This is a genomic window from Pseudomonas graminis (genome assembly GCF_001705435.1).
GTDB classification, from domain to species: Bacteria; Pseudomonadota; Gammaproteobacteria; order Pseudomonadales; family Pseudomonadaceae; genus Aquipseudomonas; species Aquipseudomonas graminis_B.
The window spans coordinates 138164-164275 of sequence record NZ_MDEN01000060.1; the positions used below are offsets into that span (position 1 = coordinate 138164).

Annotated in this window: 25 protein-coding genes; 10 read left to right on the plus strand and 15 right to left on the minus strand. The window is 61.4% G+C overall.

Features of this window, described 5'->3' with window-relative positions:
• The first annotated feature begins 121 nt into the window (after positions 1-121).
• Genes BBI10_RS09950 through lnt form a run of 4 tightly spaced genes read left to right on the plus strand, consistent with a single transcriptional unit; the run spans position 122 to position 4056 of the window.
• Positions 122-1138 carry a PhoH family protein gene (locus tag BBI10_RS09950; RefSeq protein ID WP_065988359.1) on the plus strand — a complete coding sequence of 339 codons (1017 nt, stop codon included), beginning with the start codon at positions 122-124 and terminating at the stop codon, positions 1136-1138.
• Positions 1131-1661: an rRNA maturation RNase YbeY gene (gene ybeY / locus BBI10_RS09955; RefSeq protein ID WP_065988360.1), complete on the plus strand. Its 531-nt coding sequence runs from the start codon at positions 1131-1133 to the stop codon at positions 1659-1661. The genes BBI10_RS09950 and ybeY overlap by 8 nt, the downstream gene beginning before the upstream one ends.
• A 5-nt stretch (positions 1662-1666) precedes the next feature.
• Positions 1667-2509: an HlyC/CorC family transporter gene (locus BBI10_RS09960; RefSeq protein ID WP_065988361.1), complete on the plus strand. Its 843-nt coding sequence runs from the start codon at positions 1667-1669 to the stop codon at positions 2507-2509.
• Positions 2510-2535: 26 nt separating this feature from the next.
• Positions 2536-4056, plus strand: a complete 1521-nt coding sequence (gene lnt / locus BBI10_RS09965; RefSeq protein ID WP_065988362.1) for an apolipoprotein N-acyltransferase — start codon at positions 2536-2538, stop codon at positions 4054-4056.
• 530 nt (positions 4057-4586) lie between these two features.
• Here the strand turns inward: lnt and BBI10_RS09970 are convergent.
• From BBI10_RS09970 to BBI10_RS09980, 3 genes are all read right to left on the minus strand, one after another.
• A complete protein-coding gene (locus tag BBI10_RS09970) occupies positions 4587-5063 on the minus strand; it encodes an REP-associated tyrosine transposase (protein ID WP_065988363.1) in 477 nt (158 codons plus the stop codon).
• 436 nt (positions 5064-5499) lie between these two features.
• Positions 5500-6261, minus strand: a complete 762-nt coding sequence (locus tag BBI10_RS09975) for a YdcF family protein (RefSeq protein WP_065988364.1) — start codon at positions 6259-6261, stop codon at positions 5500-5502.
• 85 nt (positions 6262-6346) lie between these two features.
• On the minus strand, positions 6347-6718 hold the full coding sequence (locus BBI10_RS09980; protein WP_065988365.1) for a hypothetical protein: 372 nt from the start codon (positions 6716-6718) through the stop codon (positions 6347-6349).
• Between the two features lie 300 nt (positions 6719-7018).
• Here BBI10_RS09980 and leuS point away from each other — a divergent pair, with 300 nt between their 5' ends.
• The 5 genes from leuS to BBI10_RS10005 all read left to right on the plus strand — a co-directional run bounded on the left by leuS (position 7019) and on the right by BBI10_RS10005 (position 13076).
• Positions 7019-9625 (plus strand): leucine--tRNA ligase, encoded by a 2607-nt coding sequence (gene leuS, locus BBI10_RS09985; protein WP_065988366.1) that lies wholly within the window; start codon positions 7019-7021, stop codon positions 9623-9625.
• An 88-nt stretch (positions 9626-9713) separates the two neighbouring features.
• Positions 9714-10319, plus strand: coding sequence for an LPS assembly lipoprotein LptE (lptE, locus tag BBI10_RS09990; protein WP_065988367.1), 606 nt, complete (start codon positions 9714-9716; stop codon positions 10317-10319).
• Between the two features lie 42 nt (positions 10320-10361).
• On the plus strand, positions 10362-11399 hold the full coding sequence (gene holA, locus BBI10_RS09995; RefSeq protein WP_065988368.1) for a DNA polymerase III subunit delta: 1038 nt from the start codon (positions 10362-10364) through the stop codon (positions 11397-11399).
• Positions 11400-11493: 94 nt separating this feature from the next.
• Positions 11494-11652 carry an alternative ribosome rescue factor ArfA gene (arfA, locus tag BBI10_RS10000; RefSeq protein ID WP_037017982.1) on the plus strand — a complete coding sequence of 53 codons (159 nt, stop codon included), beginning with the start codon at positions 11494-11496 and terminating at the stop codon, positions 11650-11652.
• A gap of 86 nt (positions 11653-11738) precedes the next feature.
• Positions 11739-13076 (plus strand): lytic murein transglycosylase, encoded by a 1338-nt coding sequence (locus tag BBI10_RS10005; RefSeq protein ID WP_065988369.1) that lies wholly within the window; start codon positions 11739-11741, stop codon positions 13074-13076.
• An 85-nt stretch (positions 13077-13161) separates the two neighbouring features.
• Here the strand turns inward: BBI10_RS10005 and lipA are convergent, their stop codons facing one another.
• From lipA to BBI10_RS10065, 12 genes are all read right to left on the minus strand, one after another.
• Positions 13162-14145 carry a lipoyl synthase gene (gene lipA, locus BBI10_RS10010; RefSeq protein ID WP_167355787.1) on the minus strand — a complete coding sequence of 328 codons (984 nt, stop codon included), beginning with the start codon at positions 14143-14145 and terminating at the stop codon, positions 13162-13164.
• Positions 14146-14224: 79 nt separating this feature from the next.
• Positions 14225-14872 carry a lipoyl(octanoyl) transferase LipB gene (gene lipB / locus BBI10_RS10015; RefSeq protein ID WP_065988371.1) on the minus strand — a complete coding sequence of 216 codons (648 nt, stop codon included), beginning with the start codon at positions 14870-14872 and terminating at the stop codon, positions 14225-14227.
• Entirely contained in the window at positions 14872-15147 is a 276-nt protein-coding gene (locus BBI10_RS10020) for a DUF493 domain-containing protein (protein WP_065988372.1), read from the minus strand. Before BBI10_RS10020 ends, lipB begins: the two co-directional genes overlap by 1 nt.
• A gap of 98 nt (positions 15148-15245) precedes the next feature.
• Entirely contained in the window at positions 15246-16406 is a 1161-nt protein-coding gene (locus tag BBI10_RS10025) for a D-alanyl-D-alanine carboxypeptidase family protein (protein WP_065988373.1), read from the minus strand.
• A 195-nt stretch (positions 16407-16601) separates the two neighbouring features.
• Positions 16602-17645, minus strand: a complete 1044-nt coding sequence (locus tag BBI10_RS10030; RefSeq protein WP_065988374.1) for a septal ring lytic transglycosylase RlpA family protein — start codon at positions 17643-17645, stop codon at positions 16602-16604.
• Positions 17645-18655 (minus strand): lytic murein transglycosylase B, encoded by a 1011-nt coding sequence (gene mltB / locus BBI10_RS10035; protein WP_065988375.1) that lies wholly within the window; start codon positions 18653-18655, stop codon positions 17645-17647. Before mltB ends, BBI10_RS10030 begins: the two co-directional genes overlap by 1 nt.
• A gap of 17 nt (positions 18656-18672) precedes the next feature.
• Entirely contained in the window at positions 18673-19776 is a 1104-nt protein-coding gene (gene rodA, locus BBI10_RS10040) for a rod shape-determining protein RodA (protein ID WP_065988478.1), read from the minus strand.
• A 31-nt stretch (positions 19777-19807) separates the two neighbouring features.
• Positions 19808-21706, minus strand: a complete 1899-nt coding sequence (gene mrdA / locus BBI10_RS10045; RefSeq protein WP_065988376.1) for a penicillin-binding protein 2 — start codon at positions 21704-21706, stop codon at positions 19808-19810.
• A gap of 31 nt (positions 21707-21737) precedes the next feature.
• Positions 21738-22205 (minus strand): 23S rRNA (pseudouridine(1915)-N(3))-methyltransferase RlmH, encoded by a 468-nt coding sequence (gene rlmH, locus BBI10_RS10050; protein ID WP_065988377.1) that lies wholly within the window; start codon positions 22203-22205, stop codon positions 21738-21740.
• A gap of 9 nt (positions 22206-22214) precedes the next feature.
• A complete protein-coding gene (gene rsfS / locus BBI10_RS10055; protein WP_065988378.1) occupies positions 22215-22634 on the minus strand; it encodes a ribosome silencing factor in 420 nt (139 codons plus the stop codon).
• Between the two features lie 66 nt (positions 22635-22700).
• Entirely contained in the window at positions 22701-23345 is a 645-nt protein-coding gene (gene nadD, locus BBI10_RS10060) for a nicotinate-nucleotide adenylyltransferase (protein ID WP_167355788.1), read from the minus strand.
• Between the two features lie 82 nt (positions 23346-23427).
• Positions 23428-24702 carry a glutamate-5-semialdehyde dehydrogenase gene (locus tag BBI10_RS10065; RefSeq protein ID WP_065988379.1) on the minus strand — a complete coding sequence of 425 codons (1275 nt, stop codon included), beginning with the start codon at positions 24700-24702 and terminating at the stop codon, positions 23428-23430.
• 724 nt (positions 24703-25426) lie between these two features.
• Between BBI10_RS10065 and BBI10_RS10070 the strand changes: the two genes are divergently transcribed.
• Positions 25427-26110 (plus strand): DNA-3-methyladenine glycosylase, encoded by a 684-nt coding sequence (locus BBI10_RS10070; RefSeq protein WP_065988380.1) that lies wholly within the window; start codon positions 25427-25429, stop codon positions 26108-26110.
• The last annotated feature ends 2 nt before the right edge of the window (positions 26111-26112 follow it).

The window sequence follows — 26112 nt, forward strand, 5'->3', positions numbered from 1 at the left end:
GCATCCTGCCGGGCGTCTGCTGACCTCATTTACCCATTAGTGCGCGAACCCTTCCGGACACTGCCTGCAGGGGTTATCCTTCACGTCACTTCACATTGCCGTCGGGCGGCCCAAAACCACTTTGAACGCACCTATCGAACCACATCGCTTCAGCCTCGAACCTATCGAGGCTCACCGCTTCGCCAATCTGTGCGGGCAATTCGACGAGCATTTGCGCTTGATCGAACAGCGCCTGGACATCGAGATCCGCAATCGCGGAGGCCAGTTCGAGATGATCGGCGAGCGCAAACAAACCACCTCGGCAGAGAACCTGCTGCGCCGGCTGTATCGGGAAACGAAAGCGACCGAACTGTCCCCGGACATGGTCCATCTGTTTCTGCAGGAATCCGGCGTCGAAGAGCTGGACAACCACCCTGCTGCCGAGGTCGGCGTCGCTTTGCGTACCAAGAAAGGCATGATTCGCCCCCGTGGCTTGAATCAGCAGCGGTACGTGAAGGAAATCCTCGCCAACGACATCAACTTCGGCATCGGCCCGGCCGGTACCGGCAAGACCTATCTGGCGGTGGCCGCTGCGGTGGATGCGCTTGAGCGCGAGACCATCCGCCGCATTCTGCTGGTGCGTCCTGCCGTAGAAGCGGGCGAAAAGCTCGGCTTCCTGCCCGGCGATCTGTCCCAGAAAATCGACCCGTACCTGCGCCCGCTGTATGACGCGCTGTACGAAATGCTCGGCTTCGAATACGTCGCCAAGCTGATCGAGAAGCAGGTGATCGAAGTCGCGCCGCTGGCGTACATGCGCGGTCGTACCCTTAATAACAGCTTCATCATTCTCGACGAGAGTCAGAACACCACCGTCGAGCAGATGAAAATGTTCCTGACCCGTATCGGCTTCGGCTCCACGGCCGTGATCACCGGTGACGTGACCCAGATCGACTTGCCCAAGGGCACGAAATCCGGTCTGAACCACGTCATTGAAGTGCTCAAGGACGTGCCGGGCATCAGCTTCACCCACTTCAAGCCCAAGGACGTCGTGCGCCACCCGCTGGTGCAGCGCATCGTCGAAGCCTACGAGCGCTACGAAGAACGCACCGACAACCCGGCCGCTCCCCACGGTTCACCGGACACTCGCCGCGATGCTTGAGCTGGATCTGCAACTTGCGAGTCAGGCCAGCGCCCCGAGCGAAGCCCAGTTCCGCCTCTGGTGTGAAATGGGCCTGCGCCAGCGTTCGGCTGACTCGGAACTGACCATTCGCCTCGTCGACGAAGCGGAAGGCCGAGAGCTGAACAACACGTGGCGGCACAAGGATTACGCCACCAACGTGTTGTCGTTTCCTGCCGACGTCCCCGACGAGATGCTGGACATTCTGTTGCTGGGCGATCTGGTCATCTGCGTGCCTGTGGTCACCCGTGAAGCCGCTGAACAGGGCAAATCACTGGATGCCCATTGGGCGCATCTGGTGATTCATGGTTGCCTGCATCTGTTGGGCTACGATCACATCGATGATGACGAAGCGGAAGAGATGGAAGCGCTGGAACGGGAGTTGCTAGCAGAACTTGGCTATCCGGATCCCTACGCGGACGACGAACCTGTCGACGCTGTTCATTCAGAAGCATCGCATTCCGATACACCCCATTTAGAAACATCAGCCAAGGACCACGAGTAAGGGCTATGAGCGAAGACCGATCGAGCAACGGGCAAAAGTCATGGTTGGGCAAACTGACCCAGGCATTTGCCCATGAGCCGAAAAACCGTCAGGAGCTATTGGAGCTGCTGCGCGAAGCCCATCAGAACAAGCTGCTGGACAGTGAAGCGCTGGCCATCGTCGAGGGCGCTATCCAGGTCGCCGACCTGCAGGTCCGCGACATCATGGTGCCGCGTTCGCAGATGATCAGCATCAAGGCCAGCCAGACCCCGCGCGAATTCCTGCCGGCCGTGATCGATTCGGCGCACTCGCGCTACCCGGTCATCGGCGAAAGCCACGATGACGTGCTGGGCGTATTGCTCGCCAAGGACCTGCTGCCGCTGATTCTCAAGGAAGACGGTGGCAGCGGCGACGTGAAAAGCCTGCTGCGCCCGGCGACCTTCGTCCCTGAATCCAAGCGTCTGAACGTGCTGTTGCGGGAATTCCGCGCCAACCACAATCACATGGCCATCGTCATCGACGAATACGGCGGCGTCGCAGGTCTGGTGACCATCGAAGACGTGCTCGAGCAAATCGTCGGCGACATCGAAGACGAGCACGACGTCGAGGAAGACAGCTACATCAAGCCGCTGCCCAGTGGCGATTTCCTGGTCAAGGCGCTGACCCCGATCGAGAGCTTCAACGAGTTCTTCGACAGCGGGTTCTCCGATGACGAATTCGACACCGTCGGCGGTCTGGTGATGAATGCGTTCGGGCATCTGCCCAAGCGTAATGAAATCACCGAAATCGGCGCGTACCGTTTCCGCATCCTGAATGCCGACAGCCGTCGTATTCACTTGCTGCGCCTGAGCCCGATCAACCGCACGTAATGCCCTACCCGCTTTAAGGAATGTAAATGCGCTGGATCACCCGCCCCGGCTGGCCCGGTAACCTGCTGGCCATGGTGGCCGGCGCGTTGATTACCCTGGCCCTGGCACCGTTCGATATCTGGCCCCTGGCGATTGTCGCGCTGGTGGTTTTCTATCTCGGTCTGCGTGACCTCACACCGCGTCAGGCCCTCTGGCGCGGCTGGTCCTACGGGTTCGGCCTGTTCGGCGGCGGCACCAGCTGGATTTACGTCAGCATCCACACCTATGGCGAGGCGCCGGTCTGGCTGGCGGCTTTCCTGATGGTGCTGTTCTGCGCAGCGGTGGCGTTCTTCTTCGCCCTGCCGGCGTGGATCTGGGCCCGCTGGATCCGCCGCAACGAAGCGCCGCTGGCAGACTCACTGGCCTTCGCGGCCCTGTGGTTCGGCCAGGAGATGTTTCGCGGCTGGTTCCTCACCGGTTTCCCCTGGCTTTATTCCGGCTACAGTCAATTGGACGGCCCTCTCAAAGGACTCGCGCCACTGGGCGGCATGTGGCTGATCTCCTTTGTGCTCGCCCTGAGTGCCGCGCTGCTGTGCAATCTGCCTCGTTTGCGCACCCGCGCGCCAAAATTGGCGGCAGGCATTGCGTTGCTGCTGGCGCCATGGGTTGCCGGGCTGGCGCTGAAGCATCACGCCTGGACCGAGCCTGCCGGCAAGCCACTGACCGTCGCAGCCATGCAGGGCAACGTCGAACAGAGCATGAAGTGGGACCCGGCGGCGCTCAACGCGCAACTGGCGCTGTACCGCGACATGACGTTCACCTCGAAGAAAGCTGACCTGATCATCTGGCCGGAAACCGCCGTGCCGGTGCTCAAGGAATCGGTCGAAGGCTACCTGTCGGTGATGGGCAAGTTTGCGGCCGAGCGCGATTCGGCGCTGATCACCGGCGTGCCACTGCGAGAGAAAGGCACCCATGGGGAATACCGTTACTACAACGCCATTACCGTAACCGGTGAAGGCGATGGCACTTACCTGAAGCAGAAGCTCGTGCCATTTGGTGAGTACGTGCCGTTGCAGGACCTGCTGCGGGGGTTGATCGGGTTCTTCAACCTGCCGATGTCCGACTTTGCGCGCGGCCCGTCCGGGCAAGCGCTGTTGCAGGCCAAGGGTTATGAGATCGCGCCGTTCATTTGCTATGAAGTGGTGTACCCGGAGTTCGCCGCAGGGCTGTCGGCGCAAAGCGATCTGCTGCTGACGGTGAGCAATGACACGTGGTTCGGCACCTCGATCGGTCCGCTGCAGCACTTGCAGATGGCGCAGATGCGCGCCCTGGAAGCCGGCCGCTGGATGATCCGCGCCACCAACAACGGCGTCAGCGCGCTGATCGACCCGTTCGGCGAAATCACTACCACCGTGCCGCAGTTCGAGCGCGCCGTGATGTACGGCGAAGTCACCCCGATGCAAAACCTCACGCCGTACCTGCACTGGCGCTCGTGGCCGTTGATCGTGCTGTCACTGCTGCTGATCGGCTGGGCGTTCTTCGCAGGTCGGATGGCGAAGGCGGTGTGAGCCCTCGAGCGCAGCCAGCTCCGCTGACTGCGCTTGGTCCTACAACTGGCCTGCACCCGCCTGACTGAATGCACGCGGACCATTAGTGGGACCGGCTTCAGCCAGGAAGAGGCCGGCACGAACACCATCAAACATGCGGTGTGTCACCTGACGCTTTCCCGGCTAAAGCCGGTCCCACATTAAACCGCAGCCAGTCTCACCGAATGCGGACGGTCCCACCATTGAGCCACAGCCAGTCCCGCTGACCGCGCGCGATCCTACAATTGGGCCTGCACCCGCCTGAATGAATGCACGCGGACTATTAGTGGGACCGGCTTTAGCCGGGAAGAAGCCGGCACGAACACCATCAAATATGCGGTGTGACACCCGACGCTTTCCCGGCTAAAGCCGGTCCCACAATAAATCTCGCCAGTCCCGCTGACTGCGCACAGTCGCACCATTGAGCCTCAGCCAGCCCCGCTGACTGCTTGAGGTCTCACAGTTGGCCTGCACCAGCCTGATTGAACGCACGCGGTCTATTAGTGGGACAGCTAAAGGCAGTCCCACTCAAGCATCCATTCGCAGTCCCACAGTGGATAGTCCCCCCGGTGCATCACCAGGCCTGCTCGAATCGGGTTGTTAATGACATAGCGAGCCATTTCGACGAGCTCCTCATCGGCCCTGACCCCATGATCGTGATAACCCTTCTGCCATGTCATTTTTTTTGCGCCATGTGCCTTGTTCACTGCGAAAGCGGTTCTGCCCTTCAGCGCTTGCATGAGCGCAGGCAGTGATCCTGACTTGAGTTCAAACAGCCAATGCAGATGATCGGGCATAACCACCCAGGCGAATGAGTGCACAACGCCTGAGTCGTGCAAACGTTTCATTTCCTGAACCGCTAGGCGGCCTATTTGAATATTACTGAACAGAGGGGCGCGATCCTTCACCACAGAGGTTACGAGATAGACGTTCCCCTGTTGGGAATATCGACCGATACGCAAAGACCGTTCATGTTTGCTTCCATACATTTCGCCGCTCTCCCTCGTTGTGAAGGCGAACAGTAAAAGCAGTGAAACGCTTTACCTAGGGTGAGTGGGTATCGAGAGATGTCTGGTGAATGATGACATCCCTGCGGGACCGGCTTCAGCCGGGAAGAGGCCCGCATGAACACCATCAAACATGCAGTGTGACACCCGACGCCTTCCCGGCTAAAACCGGTCCCACAATAAATCGCAGCCATTCCCGCTGACCGCACGCGACCCTACAATTGGGCTGCACCCGCCTGACTTAATGCATGCGGTCATGAGTGGGACCGGCTTCAGCCGGGAAGAGGCCCGAATGAACACCATCAAATATGCGGTGTGACACCTGACGCTTTCCCGGCTAAAGCCGGTCCCACTAACAGCGTGCGCGGTGTCAGGGGATACGCGCTTTGACAGCGGGACCGAACGCCTGCTGCTCAGCTCACCGGTAAAACAACCGATACCCCACCAACCCCGCCGCTTCGTTGATCAATTGCCCGTTCTGCCACACCGCCCTTGCCTCCGGCGTCCAGCCACCGAACGGGCGGGCGTTGTCCACGCTCAGGAAGCCGACCGGGACTGGAACCACGCTGAACCCGGCCTTCTCGAAACTCCAGACCGAACGCGGCATGTGCCACGCCTGGGTCACCACGACCACGCGCTTGATGCCCTGCGGCAACAAGATCGCGGCCGTCATCTTGGCGTTTTCCCAGGTCGTGCGGCTTTCACCTTCTTGCCAACGGACAGTCACGCCAAAGTCGTCGCGCAGGGAGTCGGCCATGATCGCCGCCTCGCTCGGCGGCTCGCCGTAATGCAGCCCGCCGGTGGTGAGGATCGGCAGGCCCGACGCCTTCGACAGACGCGCGGCGTATCTCATGCGTTCCAGCGCAACCCCCGTCGGGATGTCGTTGCCCCAGCTCGGGTCATTCCGTTCCCGGCCCGAGCCCAGAATCACGATCGCATCTGCGCGCTGGGCCAGCGTTGCCCACTCGCTCTGCGGCAGCGGCGGGATGCGCTCGATGCCCTTCGCCGACCACTCCACCACAATCGGCAGACTCATCGCGGCCATCCCGCCAACGCCCATCACGAACAGCACCCGCGCCAACACCGGTCGCCTGTTTCTCAAGCACCAGGCGAGCACTAACAACAGCAGGAAAAGGCCCGGAGGCAGCAGCAGATTTTTGATGAAGTAACGAAAGGGCATCGGGCATCTCCAAAGATGCCCGAAGCCTAGAAGCAATGACGCTAAGCAGCAATGCTCGATTGGCCGGGGTCAGCCCCCGCAGAAGTTAACGCTTGAAATGTTTGCTGGAACTGTAGCGACTCAACTTTGCCGACACCTTGGCTCGACGCTGATCCTTGAGCCAGATGACATTGGCGTGGGGATGGGACGCTCGCATCGGCTCTGAAGGCTCCCGTGAGGTGCTGGAACTTCCCCTCGTGGCGATCGGAGAATCCTCTTTGACAACGACTTCGGTTCTGCCCAGATAAGCCTCGATCAACTGAAACTCGGCGTGACTCAAGCCACGCAACTCAAGCTCAACGGGGGATTCGTTTCGAAGTCGCACCGCTGTTTTTGCCGTGTCCAGAGCCAGGCCCAGACGATCGATCAGACGGTCATACACATCAGGTTGCTCTACTTCATGCTGCAGCTCTGCCATCCGTTCACCTCACTGAAGATAAACACTTACCCCCGTCAGTGAGCTTAGCGCCGCTGCAAAAACCGGCGCGATGCCGCGACCAACGGCGGATGCCGCAGATGCCGAGTCTTGAGCACGCAATCAGGGTTTCCCTCGGCTTGGTAGCCTCATGTATGCTACGGCGCTTCCTGTAAATCCACTTCCGCCCAACCGGGCATGGATACATCGCAATGCGGACGGCCCCGTCTGGCATGCGAAGGCTTCCTGATCCGGTCACGCCGAGAAGCGGTCAAGGGTCACTCATTTCAGCCAAAAGTAGCCATGCACGAACTCTACCAGCCCCGCGAAATCGAAGCCGCCGCCCAGACCTTCTGGGACGAGCAAAAGTCTTTTGAAGTCAGTGAACAGCCAGGCAAGGACACCTTCTACTGCCTGTCGATGTTCCCTTACCCCAGCGGCAAGCTACACATGGGTCACGTGCGCAACTACACCATCGGCGACGTGATCGCCCGCTATCAGCGCATGCAAGGCAAAAACGTGCTGCAGCCGATGGGCTGGGACGCGTTCGGCATGCCGGCGGAAAACGCCGCGATGAAGAACAACGTCGCCCCCGCCAAGTGGACCTACGAAAACATCGCCTACATGAAGAACCAGCTCAAGAGCCTGGGTCTGGCGATCGACTGGTCCCGCGAAATCACCACCTGCAAACCCGATTACTACCGCTGGGAACAATGGCTGTTCACTCGCCTGTTCCAAAAAGGCGTGATCTACCGCAAGAACGGCACCGTGAACTGGGACCCGGTCGACCAGACCGTCCTGGCCAACGAGCAAGTCATCGACGGGCGCGGCTGGCGGTCGGGCGCGGTGATCGAAAAACGCGAAATCCCGATGTACTACTTCAAGATCACCGCCTACGCGGATGAGCTGCTGGAGAGCCTCGACGAGTTGCCGGGCTGGCCTGAACAGGTCAAGACCATGCAGCGCAACTGGATCGGCAAATCCCGTGGCATGGAAGTGCAGTTCCCGTACGACCAGGCGTCCATCGGCGAAGCCGGCACCCTGAAAGTCTTCACCACCCGCCCCGACACCCTGATGGGCGCGACCTACGTCGCCGTTGCCGCCGAGCACCCGCTGGCGACCCTCGCGGCGCAGAATAATCCCGAGCTGCAAGCGTTCATCAACGAATGCAAAAGCGGCAGCGTCGCCGAAGCCGACGTCGCTACCCAGGAAAAGAAAGGCCTGCCGACCTCGCTGTTCGTCGAACACCCGCTGACCGGCGAGAAGCTCCCGGTGTGGGTCGCCAACTACGTGCTGATGCATTACGGCGACGGTGCGGTCATGGCCGTGCCTGCACACGACGAACGCGATTTCGAGTTCGCCACCAAGTACAGCCTGCCGATCAAAGCCGTTGTGCGCACCAGCGCGGGCGATGAAACCCCTGCGCCTTGGCAGGACGCGTACGGCGAGCACGGCCAGCTCATCAATTCCGGTGAGTTCGACGGCCTGGACTTCACCGGCGCGTTCGACGCCATGGAAGCCGCGCTGCTCAAGAAAGAACTGGGCAACTCACGCACCCAGTTCCGCCTGCGCGACTGGGGCATCAGCCGCCAGCGCTACTGGGGCTGCCCGATCCCGATCATCCACTGCGACACGTGCGGCGACGTGCCTGTCCCGGAAGATCAACTCCCGGTCAAGCTGCCTGAAGACGTGGTACCGGACGGCGCGGGCTCACCGCTGGCGCGCATGCCCGAGTTCTACGAGTGCAGCTGCCCGACCTGCGGTGCGCCGGCCAAGCGCGAAACCGACACCATGGACACCTTCGTCGAGTCCTCGTGGTATTTCGCCCGCTATGCCTCGCCTCACTACGAGGGCGGCATGGTTGACCCTAAGGCCGCGAATCACTGGCTGCCGGTTGATCAGTACATCGGCGGTATCGAACACGCGATCCTGCACCTGCTGTACGCGCGCTTCTTCCACAAGCTGATGCGCGACGAAGGCCTGGTCAGCTCCAACGAGCCGTTCAAGAACCTGTTGACCCAGGGCATGGTCGTGGCCGAGACGTTTTATCGTCTGGAAGCCAACGGCAGCAAAACCTGGTTCAACCCGGCGGATGTCGAGTTCGAACGCGACAGCAAGGCCAAGATTATCGGCGCCAAGCTGATTGCCGATGGCCAGCCGGTTGAAATCGGCGGCATCGAAAAGATGGCGAAATCTAAGAACAACGGCGTCGACCCTCAGTCGATGATCGACCAGTACGGCGCCGACACCTGCCGCCTGTTCATGATGTTTGCCTCGCCGCCTGACATGAGCCTGGAGTGGTCTGACTCAGGCGTTGAAGGCTCCCATCGCTTCCTCAAGCGTGTCTGGCGTCTGGCGCAGGCTCACGTGACGGCGGGCGCTGCAGGCGCACTCGACAAAACCGCGCTGAACGACGACCAGAAGGCCATTCGCCGCTCGATCCACCTGGCCATCAAACAGGCAGGTCAGGACGTGGGCCAGCACCACAAATTCAACACCGCTATCGCTCAGGTGATGACGCTGATGAACGTGCTGGAAAAAGCGCCGCAGGTGTCGGCTCAGGACCGCGCGCTGTTGCAGGAAGGTCTGGAGACGGTCGCCCTGCTGCTGGCGCCGATCACCCCGCACATCAGCCACCAATTGTGGGCGGCGCTGGGCCACTCAGGTCCAATCATCGACGCCGGTTGGCCTGTGGTGGATGACTCGGCACTGGTGCAGGACACGTTGCAGCTGGTGATTCAGGTCAACGGCAAACTGCGTGGCCATATCGAGATGCCCGCCAGCGCCACCCGCGAGGAAGTCGAGGCTGCCGCACGGATCAACGAAAACGTGCTGCGCTTCATCGACGGCCTGACGATCCGCAAGGTCATCGTGGTGCCGGGCAAACTGGTTAATATCGTCGCCAGCTGACGCAATCATCGGGCGCCTGTCTGCAGGCCCCGCATAAATTTCAAGAACCCGGGATGCCGGGTTCTAACGGATTCAAGGGAGCAACAAGATGATCAAACGCAATCTGCTGGTAATGGGACTCGCGGTTCTGCTGAGCGCCTGCGGTTTCCAGCTGCGCGGCACCGGCACCAACGCCCTGTCGATCAAGGAACTGGACGTGAGCGCGCGCGACGCTTACGGCGACGTCGTCACCCAGCTGCGTCAGACCCTGACCAACAGCGGCGTGCACGTCTACACCGGCGCCCAGTACAAGCTGTTCATCGCCCGTGAAGACGAAGCCCAGCGCACGGCGAGCTACGCCGGCTCCGGTCGCTCCGCCGAATACGAGCTGACCACCGTGCTCAAGTACGAAATTCACGGCAGCAAAGATGTTCTGCTGCTTGATGACTCCGTGCAGTCGCAGAAAGTCTTTGTCCATGACGGCAACAACCTGATCGGCTCTGACCAGGAAGCCGATCAGATCCGTAAGGAAATGCGCACTGACCTCGTGCAGAAAGTGCTGGCCCGTCTGCAGCAGCTGACACCTCAGCGCCTTGACGAGCTGCAAGCCAAAGCCGACGCCGCTGCCCGCGCCCAGGCGGATGCCGAAGCCGCTGCTCAGCGCATTCGCGACGAGACGCCACAGCAGTCGCCTATCGAAATCCCGTCCAAGTGACGGCGTCGGGGCCGGTTCGCCGGCCCTGATCTTTTCTGACCCATGAAACTCGCCCCCGCCCAGCTTTCCAAACACCTTCAAGGTGCGCTTGCGCCTGTCTACATCGTCAGCGGCGATGACCCGCTGCAATGTCAGGAGGCGTGCGACGCCATCCGTGCGGCTGCGCGCCAGCAAGGCTATGACGAACGTCAGGTGTTCAGCGCCGACTCGAGCTTCGACTGGGGCACCCTGCTTCAGGCGGGCGCGAGCATGTCGCTGTTCGCCGAGCGCAGGCTGCTGGAGTTGCGCCTGCCGTCCGGCAAACCCGGCGACAAAGGCGCCGCCGCACTGCTGGAATACTGCGGCCGCCCTGCCGAAGACACGCTGCTGTTGATCAGCCTACCCAAGCTCGACGGCTCGGCGCAGAAAACCAAATGGGGCAAAGCGCTGGTCGAAGGGCCGCAGACACAGTTCGTGCAGATCTGGCCGGTGGACGCCAGCCAGTTGCCGCAATGGATTCGTCAGCGCCTGTCACAGGCCGGCCTCGCAGCGACCCCGGACGCCATCGAACTGATCGCGGCGCGGGTTGAAGGCAACTTGCTCGCCGCTGCGCAGGAAATCGAAAAGCTCAAGCTGATGGCCGAAGAAGGCCAGATCACGGTCGAGACCGTGCAGGCGGCGGTGGCCGACAGCGCACGCTTCGATGTTTTCGGTCTGACTGACGCCATCCTCAACGGCGAAGCGGCCCACGCGCTGCGGATGCTCGAAGGCCTGCGCGGCGAAGGCGTCGAGCCTCCGGTCATTCTCTGGGCGCTGTCCCGCGAGCTTCGCGTGCTGGCCAATCTGGCGTTGCAGTTCAGTCAGGGCATCCCGCTGGACAAAGCCTTCAGCCAGGCGCGTCCGCCCATCTGGGACAAGCGCAAGCCGTTGATGAGCAAAGCCCTGCAACGCCACTCGGCGCGACGCTGGGGCCAGTTGTTGATGGACGCCCAACACATCGACGCGCAGATCAAAGGCCAGGCCCAGGGATCGGTCTGGAGCAGCCTCAGTCGTCTGACACTGCTGATGGCGGGGCAACGGCTGGCATTGCCGGCGGAATAATCTGTAACGTTTCGATAGCTCAGGTTAATTGGACAGCGGCGCCTAACTGGCAGAATATCCCCCTCCTCCACCCCACCACTTGAGCGAAAACGCCATGAGCAAAGCCAAAAAGCGGCCGAACAAGGCCAAATCCATCATCGCCCAGCCACTGTTCCGCAGCCGTCAGGAACAACCCGGCAAGGGCAAAGGCAGCTACCGCCGCGAAGCCTTCCAGTCTAAAAGCTGGGAGGCTTCTTCCGTTATGGCGGCTTGAAAACTTCAGGTTACTGACTGACGCCCCACCGACAGGGCCGGCATGTTAAGGTCTGCACCTTCCGGTTTAGCCCTGTGGACCCCAGAATGCCCCCAAGCTTTCCCCGTCGCTGGCACCTTCGCCAGTTGATCGCCGCTTCCAGCCTCTTCGCGCTGGTTGCCTGTGCCGAGCAGCCTACCGCTGCCGTTGCCACCCCGCTCCAGGCCGCACCCGCGGCGCAAGTCGTCAAAAGTCTGCCCGTGCCCTCCGGCGCTGTTGCGCAACCTGACGACGGCAACTTTGAAATCCAGCCCGCAATGACCTTCAGCGAGTGGCAGAGCCAGTTTCGTGCTCTGGCGCTGAACGCGGGTGTGCGTCCGGAGGTGTTTGATAACGCATTTGCCGGCGTCACGCCGGACATGAGCGTGGTCAAGGCCGATCGCAGCCAGCCGGAGTTCAGTCGTCCGGTGTGGGAATACCTCGATGGCGCCATGTCCGCCGTGCGTGTACGCAAGGGTCAGGCCCTGCTGAATCAATATGCCGACGCGCTGAGCGCCATCGAGCAGCGTTATGGCGTCGATCGCCAGGCACTGGTCGCCGTGTGGGGGATGGAGAGCAGCTTCGGTCAGTTCCAGGGCACGCAGTCGGTGATTCGCTCGCTGGCGACGCTGGCCTATGAGGGACGCCGACCACAGTTCGCCCAGGATCAACTGATCGCCGCGCTGCAGATCATTCAGCACGGCGACATCGATGCGCCGAGCATGCTGGGCTCCTGGGCTGGCGCCATGGGCCAGACGCAGTTCATACCGACGACCTACAACACCCACGCGGTGGATTTCGACGGCGACGGTCGCCGTGATATCTGGAACTCCCCCACCGACGCACTGGCCTCCACTGCACATTACCTGCAAAGCTCGGGCTGGCAGAAAGGCCAGCCCTGGGGATTCGAAGTGCAGCTGGCTCAGGGGTTTGACTACGCCCTGGCGGACGCCTCAACGCGCAAATCCATCGGCGAATGGCAGCAGCTGGGCCTGAAGCTGCCGAGCGGCTCTGCGCTGCCGGCCAATCTGCTGCAACAGCAAGCCGCCTTGCTGCTGCCTGCGGGCTATAAAGGCCCGGCCTTTCTGGTGATGGATAACTTCCGCGCCATCCTGAAGTACAACAACTCGTCGTCCTATGCGATGGCGATCGGCTTGCTGTCCGAACGATTCAGCGGCGGCGGTTATGTGCAGGGAAGCTGGCCGCGCGGTGATCGTCCGCTGAGCCGCACCGAGCGTATCGAGCTGCAGACGCTGCTCTCGGCCCGACAGTACGACGCAGGCGCGCCGGACGGGATCATCGGCGCCAACACGCGCAAGGCGATTCGCAGCGCGCAGCAATCCTTTGGCTGGCCGGCGGACGGGTACCCGACCCAGGAATTGCTGCAGCAGTTACGCCAGCCGTAACTGCGCAGAATGAAACGCAACACAAAAAAACGGGCCGGATATTTCTATCCGGCCCGTTTTGCTTTCTGCGTCAGCGACGCCGTGATCAACCCGCCGTGAGCAGCGACTTGACCAGCTTGGCTTGCTCGTCCGCATGGTACGAGGAGCGGACCAACGGGCCGGAGGCGACGTTCTTGAAGCCCATTTTGTAGCCTTCTTCGGCGAACCAGTCGAATACGTCAGGGTGCACGAAGCGCTGCACCGGCAGGTGGTTGCGCGACGGTTGCAGGTACTGACCCAGGGTCAGCATGTCGATGTTGTGCTCGCGCATGCGCTGCATGACTTCGATGACTTCTTCATCCGTCTCGCCCAGGCCCAGCATCAGCCCGGATTTGGTCGGCACGTGGGGGACCATTTCCTTGAAACGCTTGAGCAAGGTCAGCGACCACTGGTAATCCGAACCCGGACGCGCGGCCTTGTACAGGCGCGGTACGGTTTCCAGGTTGTGGTTGAAGACGTCTGGCGGCGTCGCGGCGGTGATTTCCAGCGCGATGTCCATACGGCCACGGTAATCCGGGACCAGGGTCTCCAACTGCACGTTCGGCGACAGCAGGCGGATTTCGCGGATGCAGTCGGCGAAGTGCTGAGCGCCGCCATCGCGCAGGTCGTCACGGTCCACGGAAGTGATCACGACGTACTTGAGTTTGAGGTCAGCGATGGCGACGGCGAGGTTCTTCGGCTCATCGGTGTCCAGCGCCTTCGGACGGCCATGGCCGACGTCGCAGAACGGGCAGCGACGGGTGCAGATGTCCCCCATGATCATGAAGGTCGCGGTGCCGCCAGAGAAGCACTCGCCCAGGTTCGGGCAGGACGCCTCTTCGCACACGCTGTGCAGCTTGTGCTTGCGCAGCAGCGCTTTGATGCGGTCGACTTCCGGCGAGACCGGGATACGCACACGAATCCAGTCCGGCTTCTTCGGCAGATCGACCGTCGGAATGATCTTCACCGGGATGCGCGCCACTTTTTCCGCACCGCGCAGCTTCACGCCGGCTTCCACTTTAGGACGCGCCACACGCTCAGGCGTGGCCACGTTTACCGTCGGGATCAGGGTTTGTACGGCATTCTCTGTATTCACGACAGTGTCAGCTGCCTCATACGCAGTAGTCATATCAATCGATTCCGCCCGTTAGGGTCGTCTGCTCAGCGTAGTCGAGGTGGTTGACGAGCTGCGCACGCAGCCGGGCACTAACCTCGGCAAATTCAATCGGACCTGCCTGTTCGCGCAGCTGGGTCATTGCCAGCCCCGCATACCCGCAGGGATTTATCCGTTTAAAAGGGTCCAGATCCATATCGACGTTCAGCGCAAGGCCATGAAACGAACAGCCGTTACGGATGCGCAGCCCCAGTGAGGCAATCTTGGCGCCGTCGACGTAGACCCCTGGCGCATCAGCCTTGGCTGTGGCGGTGACACCATAACCGGCCAGCAGGTCGATCAGGCTGTGTTCGATCCGGGTGACCAGGTCGCGAACGCCAAAGCCCAGACGGCGCACGTCCAGCAGCAGATACGCCACCAGTTGGCCGGGGCCATGATAAGTCACTTGGCCGCCGCGATCGACCTGCACCACCGGGATATCCCCCGGAAGCAATAAATGCTCGGGCTTGCCGGACTGGCCCTGGGTGAAGACAGGCGGATGCTGCACAAGCCAGACCTCATCGGCGGTTTCGCGGTCGCGGCCGTCGGTGAAGCGTTTCATCGCCTGCCAGGTGGGCTCGTAGTCGGTCAGACCGAGTTCACGAAAGCCCAGAGCCGCGCCCATCACAGCACCATGTGCACGAAGCCGGTGGCCCGCAATTCGCTGTTGATGTCGTAAAGCTGGTCTTGCCCGGTGGCAATGATGTGCAGCTGAACGGTGGTGTACTTGCCGTTGCTGCTCTGGCGCTCGGCCAGGGTTTTCATGTCGACGGTGGCGTGCTTCTCAAGAATCTCGATGACCTTGTCTTTGAAGCCCACGCCCGTGTCGCCGATGATCTTGATGGGATAGTCGGCGCAGGGAAATTCGATTTTTGGCGCTTTTACTTCGGTATCTGTCATGGCAGTAACGGCCTCGTAAGCCGGAAAACGGACAGGCCCCCGGCGCGATCGGCGACGGGGGCGTACGGAGCAACGGTCAGCGTTTGATCAATCGTTGATCAGTTGAACAGACCGTAGAAGAACAAGCGGATGCTATCCCACAGGCGGCGGAAGATACCACCCTCCTCGACGGCGTCCAGAGCGATCAGGTTGGCACTGTGCACGACCTTGTCGTCCAGCTTGACCTCAACCTTGCCGATGACGTCGCCTTTGGCGATCGGCGCAACCAGCTGTTGATTCATGGTCATGCTCGCGGCCAGCTTCTTCAGCTCGCCTTTTGGCATGGTCATGGTCAGGTCTTCAGCCAGACCGGCTTTGACTTGACGCTCTGTGCCTTTCCAGACCGGCGCCTGAGCCAGTTCGGTGCCCTTCTGATAGAAGGTCTGGGTTTCGAAGAAACGGAAACCGTAGGTCAGCAGCTTCTGGGTTTCGGCAGCACGAGCTTGCTCGCTGTTGGTGCCGAACACGACAGCAATCAGACGCATGCCATCACGCACGGCCGAGGACACCATGCAGTAGCCGGCTTCTTCGGTGTGACCGGTTTTCAGACCGTCGACGGTCTTGTCACGCCACAGCAGCAGGTTGCGGTTTGGCTGCTTGATGCCGTTCCAGAAGAACTCTTTCTGCGAGTAGATCGCGTAGTGCGCCGGGTCTTCGTGGATGATCGCGCGCGCCAGCAGGGCCATGTCATGGGCGGTGGCGTAGTGATCAGGGTTCGGCAGGCCGGTCGGGTTCATGAAGTGGCTGTTGACCATACCCAGGTCGGCAGCGGTCTTGTTCATCAGGTCGGCGAAGGCGTCTTCGCTGCCGGCGATGTGCTCGGAAAGCGCAACGCTGGCGTCGTTACCCGACTGAATGATGATGCCGTGCAGCAGGTCACTGACGGTGACCTGGCTGCCCACTTTGATGAACATCCGCGAACCGCCGGTGCGCCAGGCGTTTTCGCTGACGGTCACCGGGTCGTTTTCGCCGATCTGGCCACGACGGATTTCCAGCGTGGCGATGTAGGCGGTCATCAGCTTGGTCAGACTGGCCGGTGGCAGGCGCTGGTCGCCATTGTTTTCGACCAGAACGTTGCCACTGTTGGCGTCCATCAGCACATAAGCCTTGGCAGCCAGTTGCGGTGGCGATGGCGTCATCTGTTCGACCGCAAACACGGCAGGCGTGGTGAATAGCGGGATAAGCAGGCAAAGGCGTTTTGCAAAGCTGGTGATGTTCATCCGTCTCTCGAAAATGCTAATGGGCAAACATGCCCTTGCGGGCAAAGCGGGTGCCGGGCTACCCCGGCAAACGGGCTCACATTCTACAGAACGTGCCGTGAAAAGCTGCTGACAACGACAAACCCGGTCGGCACGTCGTCGGTCAGGCAGCGAAACGCGCCTCCGTTGCCGGGGCGTTAATCGCTGATGAAAGCGTTACTGGTCCGACGTGACGACGCTTGGCGAGCCGAGATTGGCCGACCTTACGCTGTTTTGCAGCTGCTGGGCTTCACCCGGCGTGTCGACCGGTCCCATCCGCACGCGATAGAGCGTCTGTTGGTTGCGCGCGATCGAACTCACGAACACCGGCGCGCGGACCATCCCGCTCAATTTCGACCTCAGGAGTTCCGCAGCGTCCGGGTTGGCGAACGCTCCCACTTGGAGAAACAGCCCAGACGCTTGTCCGGAAGCGTTTTTTTTTGCGTCGATCGGCACGGGCGTGACCGGAGCGGCGTGTTGCTGCGGCGGTGGCGTCCATTGCTCGATCGTACCGGCCGATGCGGTAATCACCGGCGCCGCTGCCTGCCGAGGCGGCGGATTGCTGCTTGCCACTTGCGGCTGATCCAGCATCAGCGGCGCCGGTTTGCCGCGCTGCGCCCAATACTGAGAAGGGTCGATGCCTTCAACTTTCACCCGTGCGGTGCCGTTTTCGGCATAACCGAGCTTCTTCGCCGCTGCATAGGACAGGTCGATGATGCGGTCCGAATAGAACGGGCCGCGATCGTTGACCCGTAGGATCACGGTGCGGTTGTTGTCCAGGTTGGTCACGCGAACATAGCTGGGCAGTGGCAGCGTCTTGTGCGCCGCGCTCATGCCATACAGGTCATAGACTTCGCCGTTGGCCGTATTTTGCCCGTGGAACTTGGTGCCGTACCACGACGCCGTTCCCGTCTGGGAATAGGTCCTGGAATCGCTGAGGGGGAAATAGGTCTTGCCCAGCACCGTATACGGGTTGGCCTTGTACGGGCCGGTGTGCAGGGTCGGAATGGCATCGGGGATGCGCGACACATCAACGTCCCACCAGGGCGCGCCGTCTTTGTGCGCCCTGTTGATGTCCAGCCCTGGCTGCGAGCGAATGACGTTGCCCTGCTGCCGCTGCGTCGTTGTCGTCGGGCGGCTGGTCGAGCAGCTGACGATCAGCAACGTCAGTGCCGTGAAGGCCATCAGTTTCAATGGTTGGTGCATCGGCAGTGGCCGCATTACTTGACGTCCCGGGCTTGAACAAGCATTTCAGACAGTTGATGCACGGCCATGGCGTACATCACGCTGCGGTTGTATCGCGTGATTGCGTAAAAATTCTTCAGGCCCATCCAGTATTCAGGGCCTTTGTCGCCATCGAGGCGAAATGCCGTGACCGGCATGTCGTCGCGCAGCGCATCATGACTCGCCCAGCCCAACGCTCGCAACTCCCCAACAGTCTTCACCGGATCGATGCCCGGGCTCAAGCCCTGATCGACGCGGTCACCGCGCACGTCCGCGCGGCTGACAACCGGCTGGCCGGCCACCCAGCCGTGACGCTGAAAGTAGCTGGCCACGCTGCCGATTGCATCGTCCGGGTCGTTCCAGATGTTGATGTGGCCATCGCCGTCGAAGTCCACTGCATAGGCGCGGAAACTGCTCGGCATGAACTGGGGCAAGCCCATCGCCCCGGCGTAGGAGCCTTTGAGCGTCAGCGGATCGACCTGCTGTTCGCGGGACAGCAACAGGAACTCGCGCAGCTCCTTGCGGAAGAAGTCGGCGCGCTGGGGATAGTCGAACGCCAGGGTCGACAATGCGTCCATCACCCGGTAATTCCCGGTATTGCGGCCGAAAAACGTCTCGACGCCGATGATCGATACGATCACCTGAGCGGGTACGCCGTACTCGTGCTCGGCGCGCGCCAGGGCGGCCTCGTGCTGACGCCAGAAGTCGACGCCCCGGGCAACGCGGGCGTCGGTGAGGAACATAGGGCGATAGTCTTTCCACGGCTTGACGCGTTCGGCAGGCCTGGAAATAGCATCGAGGATTGCCTGCTTGCGCTGCACATCGCGGAACACATCGATCAGTTGTTCACCCGCGAATCCATAATCGCGGGTCATTTCGCTGACGAACTGGGCGACTTGAGGAGAGCCGTCATAGTCACCGGCAAGTGATTCCTGCACTGAGCCGAAGATGCCCATCAGACCGACCAGCGGCGCATATCGAGCAGCCCAGCCACGCACTACTTGCATTGAGTTCTTCACCTTAATCAAACCTGAGCGATCCATTTGCGATGCGTATGGACCGACATCAAAACACCAAACGCTGACAGCAGCGTCACCAGCGAAGTTCCGCCGTAGCTAATGAAGGGCAACGGCACGCCTACGACCGGCAGCAGACCGCTGACCATACCGATATTGACGAAAACGTAAACAAAAAAGGTCATGGTCAGGCTGCCCGCGAGCAGCTTGCCGTAGAGCGTCTGCGCCTGGGCGGTGATCACCAGCCCGCGGCCGATGAGCAACAGATAGATCAGCAGCAGCGCGCAAATCCCCACCAGCCCGAATTCCTCGCCGAGCACCGCAATGATGAAGTCGGTGTGACTTTCAGGCAGGAAGTCCAGGTGCGACTGCGTCCCCATGAGCCAGCCTTTGCCGAATACGCCGCCCGAACCGATCGCCGCCTTGGACTGAATGATGTTCCAGCCGGTGCCGAGCGGATCGCTCTCCGGGTCGAGGAAGGTCAGGATCCGCTGCTTCTGGTAGTCGTGCATGAAGAAGAACCACATGCCCACCGCGACCGGGACCGCTGCCGCCACCACGCTGATGATCCAGCGCCAGCGCAGGCCGGCCATGAACAGCACAAAGGTGCCGGAGGCCAGAATCAGCAGCGAGGTGCCGAGGTCCGGCTGACGCACGATCAGAATGAACGGCAGACCGATCAACCCGAGGCTCACCGCCACGTGCTTGAGGTGCGGTGGCAGCGTGCGCTTGGACAGGTACCAGGCGATGGTCGCCGGCATGATGATCTTCATGAATTCCGAGGGCTGAAAGCGGATGACTCCGGGAATGTTGATCCAGCGCGTCGCGCCCATGGCGTTGTGGCCCATGACGTCCACCGCCACCAGCAGCAGAACGCCGATCACATAGGCGGCGGGCACCCAGCGGGCCATGAATCGGGGTTCAAGCTGCGCGATGACGAACATCGACACCAGGCCGATGCCGAAGGAGGTCGCTTGCTTGATCAGCAGGTCCCAACTCTTGCCGCTGGCCGAATACAGCACGAACAGACTGCCCGCCGCCAACGTCAGCAGCAGGATCAGCAGCGGGCCATCGACGTGAATCTTCTGCAGAAACGTGGCGCGACGGCGCATCACATCTTCGCTGGACAGGATGCGGTCGAAATTACTCTTCACGGGCCGCGGTCTCCGGAGGCTGTGCATTGCTGGCGTATTCGGGTTTCAGATGGCCCTGAGGATCAAGCAGCCAGGCGTCCATGACCTGCCGCACCACCGGCGCGGCAACGCCCGATCCCGACTCGCCGTTTTCGATCATCACCGCAACGACGATCTTCGGGCTGTCGGCCGGCGCAAAGCCGACGAACAAGGCGTGGTCGCGGTGGCGTTCCTGGACTTTCGAGCGGTCGTACTTCTCGCCCTGCCGAATGGCCACGACCTGGGCCGTGCCGCTCTTGCCGGCGATGCGGTACTGGGCACCGATCGCGGCCTTGCGCGCGGTGCCGCGAGCGCCGTGCATCACTTGCTGCATGCCGTGGTTGACCTTGGCCCAGTCAGACGGATCACGCAGGACGATGTCAGGCATCGGGTTGTGGTCCACCGGCTTCTGCCCTTCGACGGTCCTGGCCAGGTGCGGGCGGTTCCATTTGCCTTTGTTCGCCACCAGCGCGGTGGCCTGGGCCAACTGCAGCGGGGTGGCCTGCATGTAGCCCTGGCCGATCCCCAGAATGAGTGTTTCACCCGGGAACCACGCCTGCCGCCGGGTGACACGTTTCCAGTCACGGGAGGGCATCAGGCCGGGGGATTCTTCGAACATGTCCAGCGAGACTTTCTGGCCGATGCCGAACTTGTTCAGGTAGGCCGACAGCCGATCGATCCCGACCTTGTGGGCCAGATCGTAAAAGTAGGTGTCGTTGGAGCGCATGATCGCCGTGTCCAGATCCACCCAGCCATCGCCGGTGCGGTTCCAGTTGCGGTATTTGTGGTCGTAGTTCGGCAGCATGTAATAGCCGGGGTCGAACACCCGCGTGCTCGCCGTGATAACGCCAGTATCGAGACCGGCAATCGCCACCGCCGGCTTGATCGTCGAACCCGGTGGATACAGGCCCCGCAAGATACGGTTGAACAGCGGGCGGTCGACCGAATCTCGCAGTTCGGAGTACGCCTTGAAGCTGATTCCGGTGACGAACAGATTCGGGTCGAAGCTCGGCTGGCTGACCATCGCCAGCACCTCGCCGGTGCTTGGGTCCAACGCCACCACGGCGCCGCGACGCCCGGCCAGCGCGGCTTCGGCGGCTTCCTGCAACTGGATGTCGAGGCTCAGGACGATGTCCTTGCCGGGCACCGGATCGGTCCGTTTGAGCACGCGCAAGACGCGGCCGCGGGCGTTGGTTTCGACTTCTTCGTAACCGACCTGGCCGTGCAGCTCGGGCTCGTAAAAGCGCTCGATACCGGTTTTGCCCATGTGGTGAGTGCCGCTGTAATTCACGGGATCGAGGCTTTTCAGCTCTTTCTCGTTGATCCGCCCCATGTAACCCACCGAGTGGGCGAAGTGCTCGCCCTGCGGATAGTGACGAACCAACTGCGCCACCACTTCAACGCCCGGCAGCCGGAACTGATTAACGGCGATACGGGCGATTTGCTCTTCGGTCAGCTCGAACAGAATGGGCACCGGCTCGAACGGCCGTCGCCCCTGCTTCATGCGTTTTTCGAAGATGATCCGATCATCCGGCGTCAGCTCAAGCACTTGAACGATGGTGTCCAGCACTTGGGTCCAGTCACCGGAACGTTCGCGGGTCATGCTCAGGCTGAAGCTCGGCCGGTTGTCGGCAATGACCACGCCGTTGCGGTCGTAGATCAGCCCGCGACTCGGCGGAATCGGCTGCACGTGAACGCGATTGTTCTCGGACAGCGTCGAGTGGTACTCGTACTGGATGACCTGCAGGAAATACAGCCGCGCGATCAGCACGCAGATCAGCACGACGACCGCGACTGCACCGACCACGACTCGGCTGCGCACCAGGCGTGCGTCCTTTTCGTGGTCTTTCAGGCGGATCGGCTGAGACATTTAGGGCAGGTTCACAGTGAAGGCAGCGGCGCTACTTGTGATAAGGGTGACCGGACAGCACGGTCCAGGCACGATAAATCTGCTCGCCGATGAGGATGCGCACCAGCGGGTGCGGCAACGTCAGTGGCGACAACGACCAACGCTGCTCGGCCCGTGCACAGACTTCCGGCGCCAGCCCTTCCGGACCGCCGACCATCAGGTTGACCGTGCGCGAATCCAGACGCCAGCGATCGAGCTCGCCCGCCAGTTGCTCGGTGCTCCAAGGCTTGCCATGCACTTCAAGCGTGACGATCCGCTCGCCCGGCTGCACTTTCGCCAGCATGGCCTCGCCTTCCTGACGGATGAGGCGTGCCACGTCGGCGTTCTTGCCACGGGTATTGAGCGGAATTTCCACCAGGTCCAGCGCCAGTTCGGATGGCAGACGCTTGGCATATTCATGCCAACCTTCTTCCACCCACTTGGGCATGCGGGAACCGACAGCGATCAGACGCAGACGCACAACGACGCCTTAGGCCTGGTCTTTGTTCAGCTTGTCGAAATGCTCGTGAGCGTTTTCCGGGCTGTGGTGTGCAGCGCTGGCCGAACGGCTCTGCTCGGCACCGGCCCACAGACGCTCGAGGTCGTAAAACTGGCGAGCGGAGGCGGTCATCATGTGAACAATGGCGATGTCCAGGTCGAGCAGCACCCAGTCGCTGTCGCCCTTGCCTTCTTCGCCCAGCGGCTTGAGGCCCTGCTTTTTGACTTCTTCGCGGACCTTGTCGAGCATCGCGTTGATCTGGCGATTGGAAGTACCGGTCGCGATGACCATGTAATCAGTGATGCTTTGTTTGTCACGAACGTCCAGCACCTGGATATCCTGGGCCTTGACGTCTTCCAGGGCAGCCCTGATCACTTCGATGATTGGGTTTACAGCGCGTTTGTCAGTCATAAAAAACTCTTTTAACTCGTATGTTTGGGCGTTTCTTCGCGCACTTGGCTGCGTAGCAACACACCTTCAGTTCGACGCACGGTACAGCCCGTGCGTATCGATATAGGCCAGTACCGCGTCTGGCACCAGAAAACGTACCGACTTACCGCTGGCCAGCAGTTGACGGATCTGGGTGGCAGACACCGAAAGCGGCGTCTGCCAGACGAACGTAATCTTTCCCCCGGGCCCCTTGAGGGCCTTTGGATCACTGACGGCACGTCCCGCGAGCAGATTTCGCATCGCATCCGGGGACTCGCTGTCGGCGTCCGGGCGTTGCAGCACCACGATATGGCAGTGCTCCAGCAACTCTTCCCACCGATGCCAGGAAGGCAGCCCGCAAAAGGCGTCCCAACCCAGCAATAAAAATAGCTGGTCATCGGCGGCGAGTTCCGCGCGCATCGATTCCAGCGTGTCGATCGTGTACGACGGCTTGTCGCGCAACAGCTCGCGATCATCCACCGTCAAGGGTGGCACCCCGGCGACCGCGCACTGCACCATCGCCAGACGGTCCTGCGCCGAGACACTTGGCGTGTCGCGATGAGGCGGTCGGGCGCTGGGCGTCAAACGCAGCTCATCAAGTTCCAGCAGTTCGGCAACTTCCAGTGCGCCACGCAAATGGCCAATGTGCACCGGGTCGAACGTGCCGCCGAGTATGCCGATGCGCTGTGGCACCCGTGCCGTGTTCAGCGGAACCGCAATCGGATCGGCCATTGCCTGCGCGCCGCTGCCTGAAGCCTGACCGACGTGGGCCAAGTCAGACCGGCCCCTGCCCGCGCAACTGCGTGCCGTCGCCGACGACGATGTATTTCTCGCAGGTCAGGCCTTCAAGCCCCACGGGACCGCGCGCGTGAATCTTGTCGGTCGAAATGCCGATTTCCGCGCCCAGGCCGTATTCGAAACCGTCGGCAAAGCTGGTGGGCGCGTTGACCATCACCGAGCTCGAGTCGACTTCAGCCATGAAGCGGCGAGTCTGGGCTTGCGAGTCGGAGATGATGGCGTCGCTGTGATGCGAGCCGTAGTGATTGATGTGTTCAATGGCCTGGTCCAGGCCGGTGACGATGCGAATCGACAGGATCGGCGCAAGGTACTCGGTGTGCCAGTCGTCTTCAGTGGCCGCCAAGACATCGATCAGGTCGCGGGTGCGCTCGCAGCCGCGCAGTTCGACGCCTTTCTCGCGAAACTGGGCGGCCATGGGCGGCAGAAACTCTGCGGCAATAGCTTGATCGACCAGCAGGGTTTCCATGGCGCCGCAGATGCCATAACGGTAGGTCTTGGCGTTGAAGCTGATGCGCTGGGCAGCGGCCAGGTCGGCATGGGCACTGACGTAGACGTGGCAGATGCCGTCCAGGTGTTTGATGACCGGGACTTTGGCGTCACGGCTGACGCGTTCGATCAGGCCTTTGCCTCCACGCGGCACGATGACGTCCACGTACTCCGGCATGGTGATCAGTGCGCCAACGGCGGCACGGTCGGTGGTTTCGACGACTTGTACGACGGCGGCCGGCAAACCTGCGTCATCAAGGCCGCGCTGGATGCAGGCGGCGATGGCGCGGTTGGAATGTATGGCTTCGGAGCCGCCACGCAAGATGGTGGCATTCCCGGATTTGAGGCAGAGGCTGGCGGCGTCGATGGTTACGTTGGGACGCGACTCATAGATGATGCCGACGACGCCCAGTGGCACGCGCATTTTGCCGACCTGGATGCCGGAGGGCTGGAAGTTCATGTCGCGCAGGGTGCCGATGGGGTCTGGCAGGCTGGCGACCTGGCGCAGGCCGGCGATCATGCTGTCGATGCGGGCCGGGGTCAGGGAGAGGCGTTCGAGCAGAGCGGGTTCGAGTCCATTGGCGCGGCCAGCGGCGAGGTCTTGTTCGTTGGCGGCGGTCAGCTCGGCACGGGAAGCGTCCAGCGCGGCAGCGGTGGCTGCGAGGGCGCGGTTCTTCTGTGCGGTGCTGGCACGGCCGATCACGCGGGAGGCTTCGCGGGCGGCGCGACCCAGGCGGGTCATGTAGTCAAGAACGGACTCAGTCATGGTCTCGGGGGTCTTGGCAAATGGGAAAGCGGCGGATTATAGCTGTCGGGCGTGCTGAACGACAGCGGCGACAGGCGGATGGTCGGAATAAGGGTGTTTTGTTGTTCTCGGGGCGGAGCGGCGGTAGTGCGATCGGGGGTGTATACATTATCTCCAGCGGCACGAATTATGGTTCCGCCCTTACGGCGGGTCACTTTTTCCAACAGCCGAAAAAGTAACCAAAAAGGCCGTGCTCCTGGTTTGGTTGCTCCTTCGTCGCAATACCCTCACTCCGGTCTCGCTCCGTGGGCCCGCGCCGAACGGACATCCATGTCCTGACGGCGCTCTCGCCGCATCCATGCGGCTCGGCCCACTGCGCGAGACCTTCGTTCAGCCTGCACCCAAGTCGCGTTTGGCGGTGTCTGGACTTTTTGCGTATGAAGATCAAAAGCAGATCAGAAGCGAAGCAGATCAAAGGCTTCCCGGCTGAAGCCGGTCCTACGGGGGGCGGCGGCGGTCCCACTGGCGGGATGATATGCCTTTTTAGTGGGACCGGCTTTAGCCGGGAAGGCGCCCGTGTGGGCGCTGACATTGGTAGGGGACGACATTGGTAGGGGACTGATTTATTTACAGCGCTTCACCGTAAATCAATCTGTCCCCGGCTTCGCGCCCACCCTCACCCATTCAGCTCCAATTAAGGCCGATGTTGATATGATCGCGGTCCATTCTCTGACTGCCGTTGTTTATGCCTGACCAATCGCCACGCGCCCTGCCGGACAGTTTTTTTCATCGCGATGCGCAGACGCTTGCCCGGGAGTTACTCGGCAAGGTCATTCGTCACAAGGTCGACGGGGTGTGGTTGTCGGCCCGGATTATTGAGACGGAGGCGTATTACGTGGCCGAGAAAGGCAGTCATGCGTCCCTCGGTTACACGGAAAAACGTAAGGCTTTGTTTCTGGAAGGCGGGCACATTTATATGTATTACGCCCGCGGCGGTGATTCGCTGAATTTCAGTGCGGAGGGCCCGGGCAATGCGGTATTGATCAAATCGGCCTATCCCTGGGTCGATGCGGTGTCCGATGAGAACGCCCTCGCCCGCATGCTGCTGAACAATCCCGACGCCAGTGGCAACGTGCGCACGCCCGAGCGGCTGTGCGCTGGACAGACATTACTGTGCAAGGCGCTGGGCCTGAAAGTGCCGATGTGGGACGCCAGGCGCTTCGATGAAGAGCAACTCTTTGTCGAGGACGTGGGTCAGCGACCGCCGCGGATTATTCAAACCACGCGCCTGGGCATTCCCGCCGGGCGTGACGAGCACCTGATGTACCGGTTCGTTGACGCCGCCTATGCCCGCTTCTGCACACGGAACCCGATCAGACGCGGGCAAGTCGAAGGGCCCGACTATATTCTCATCGAGCAAGGAAACTGAAC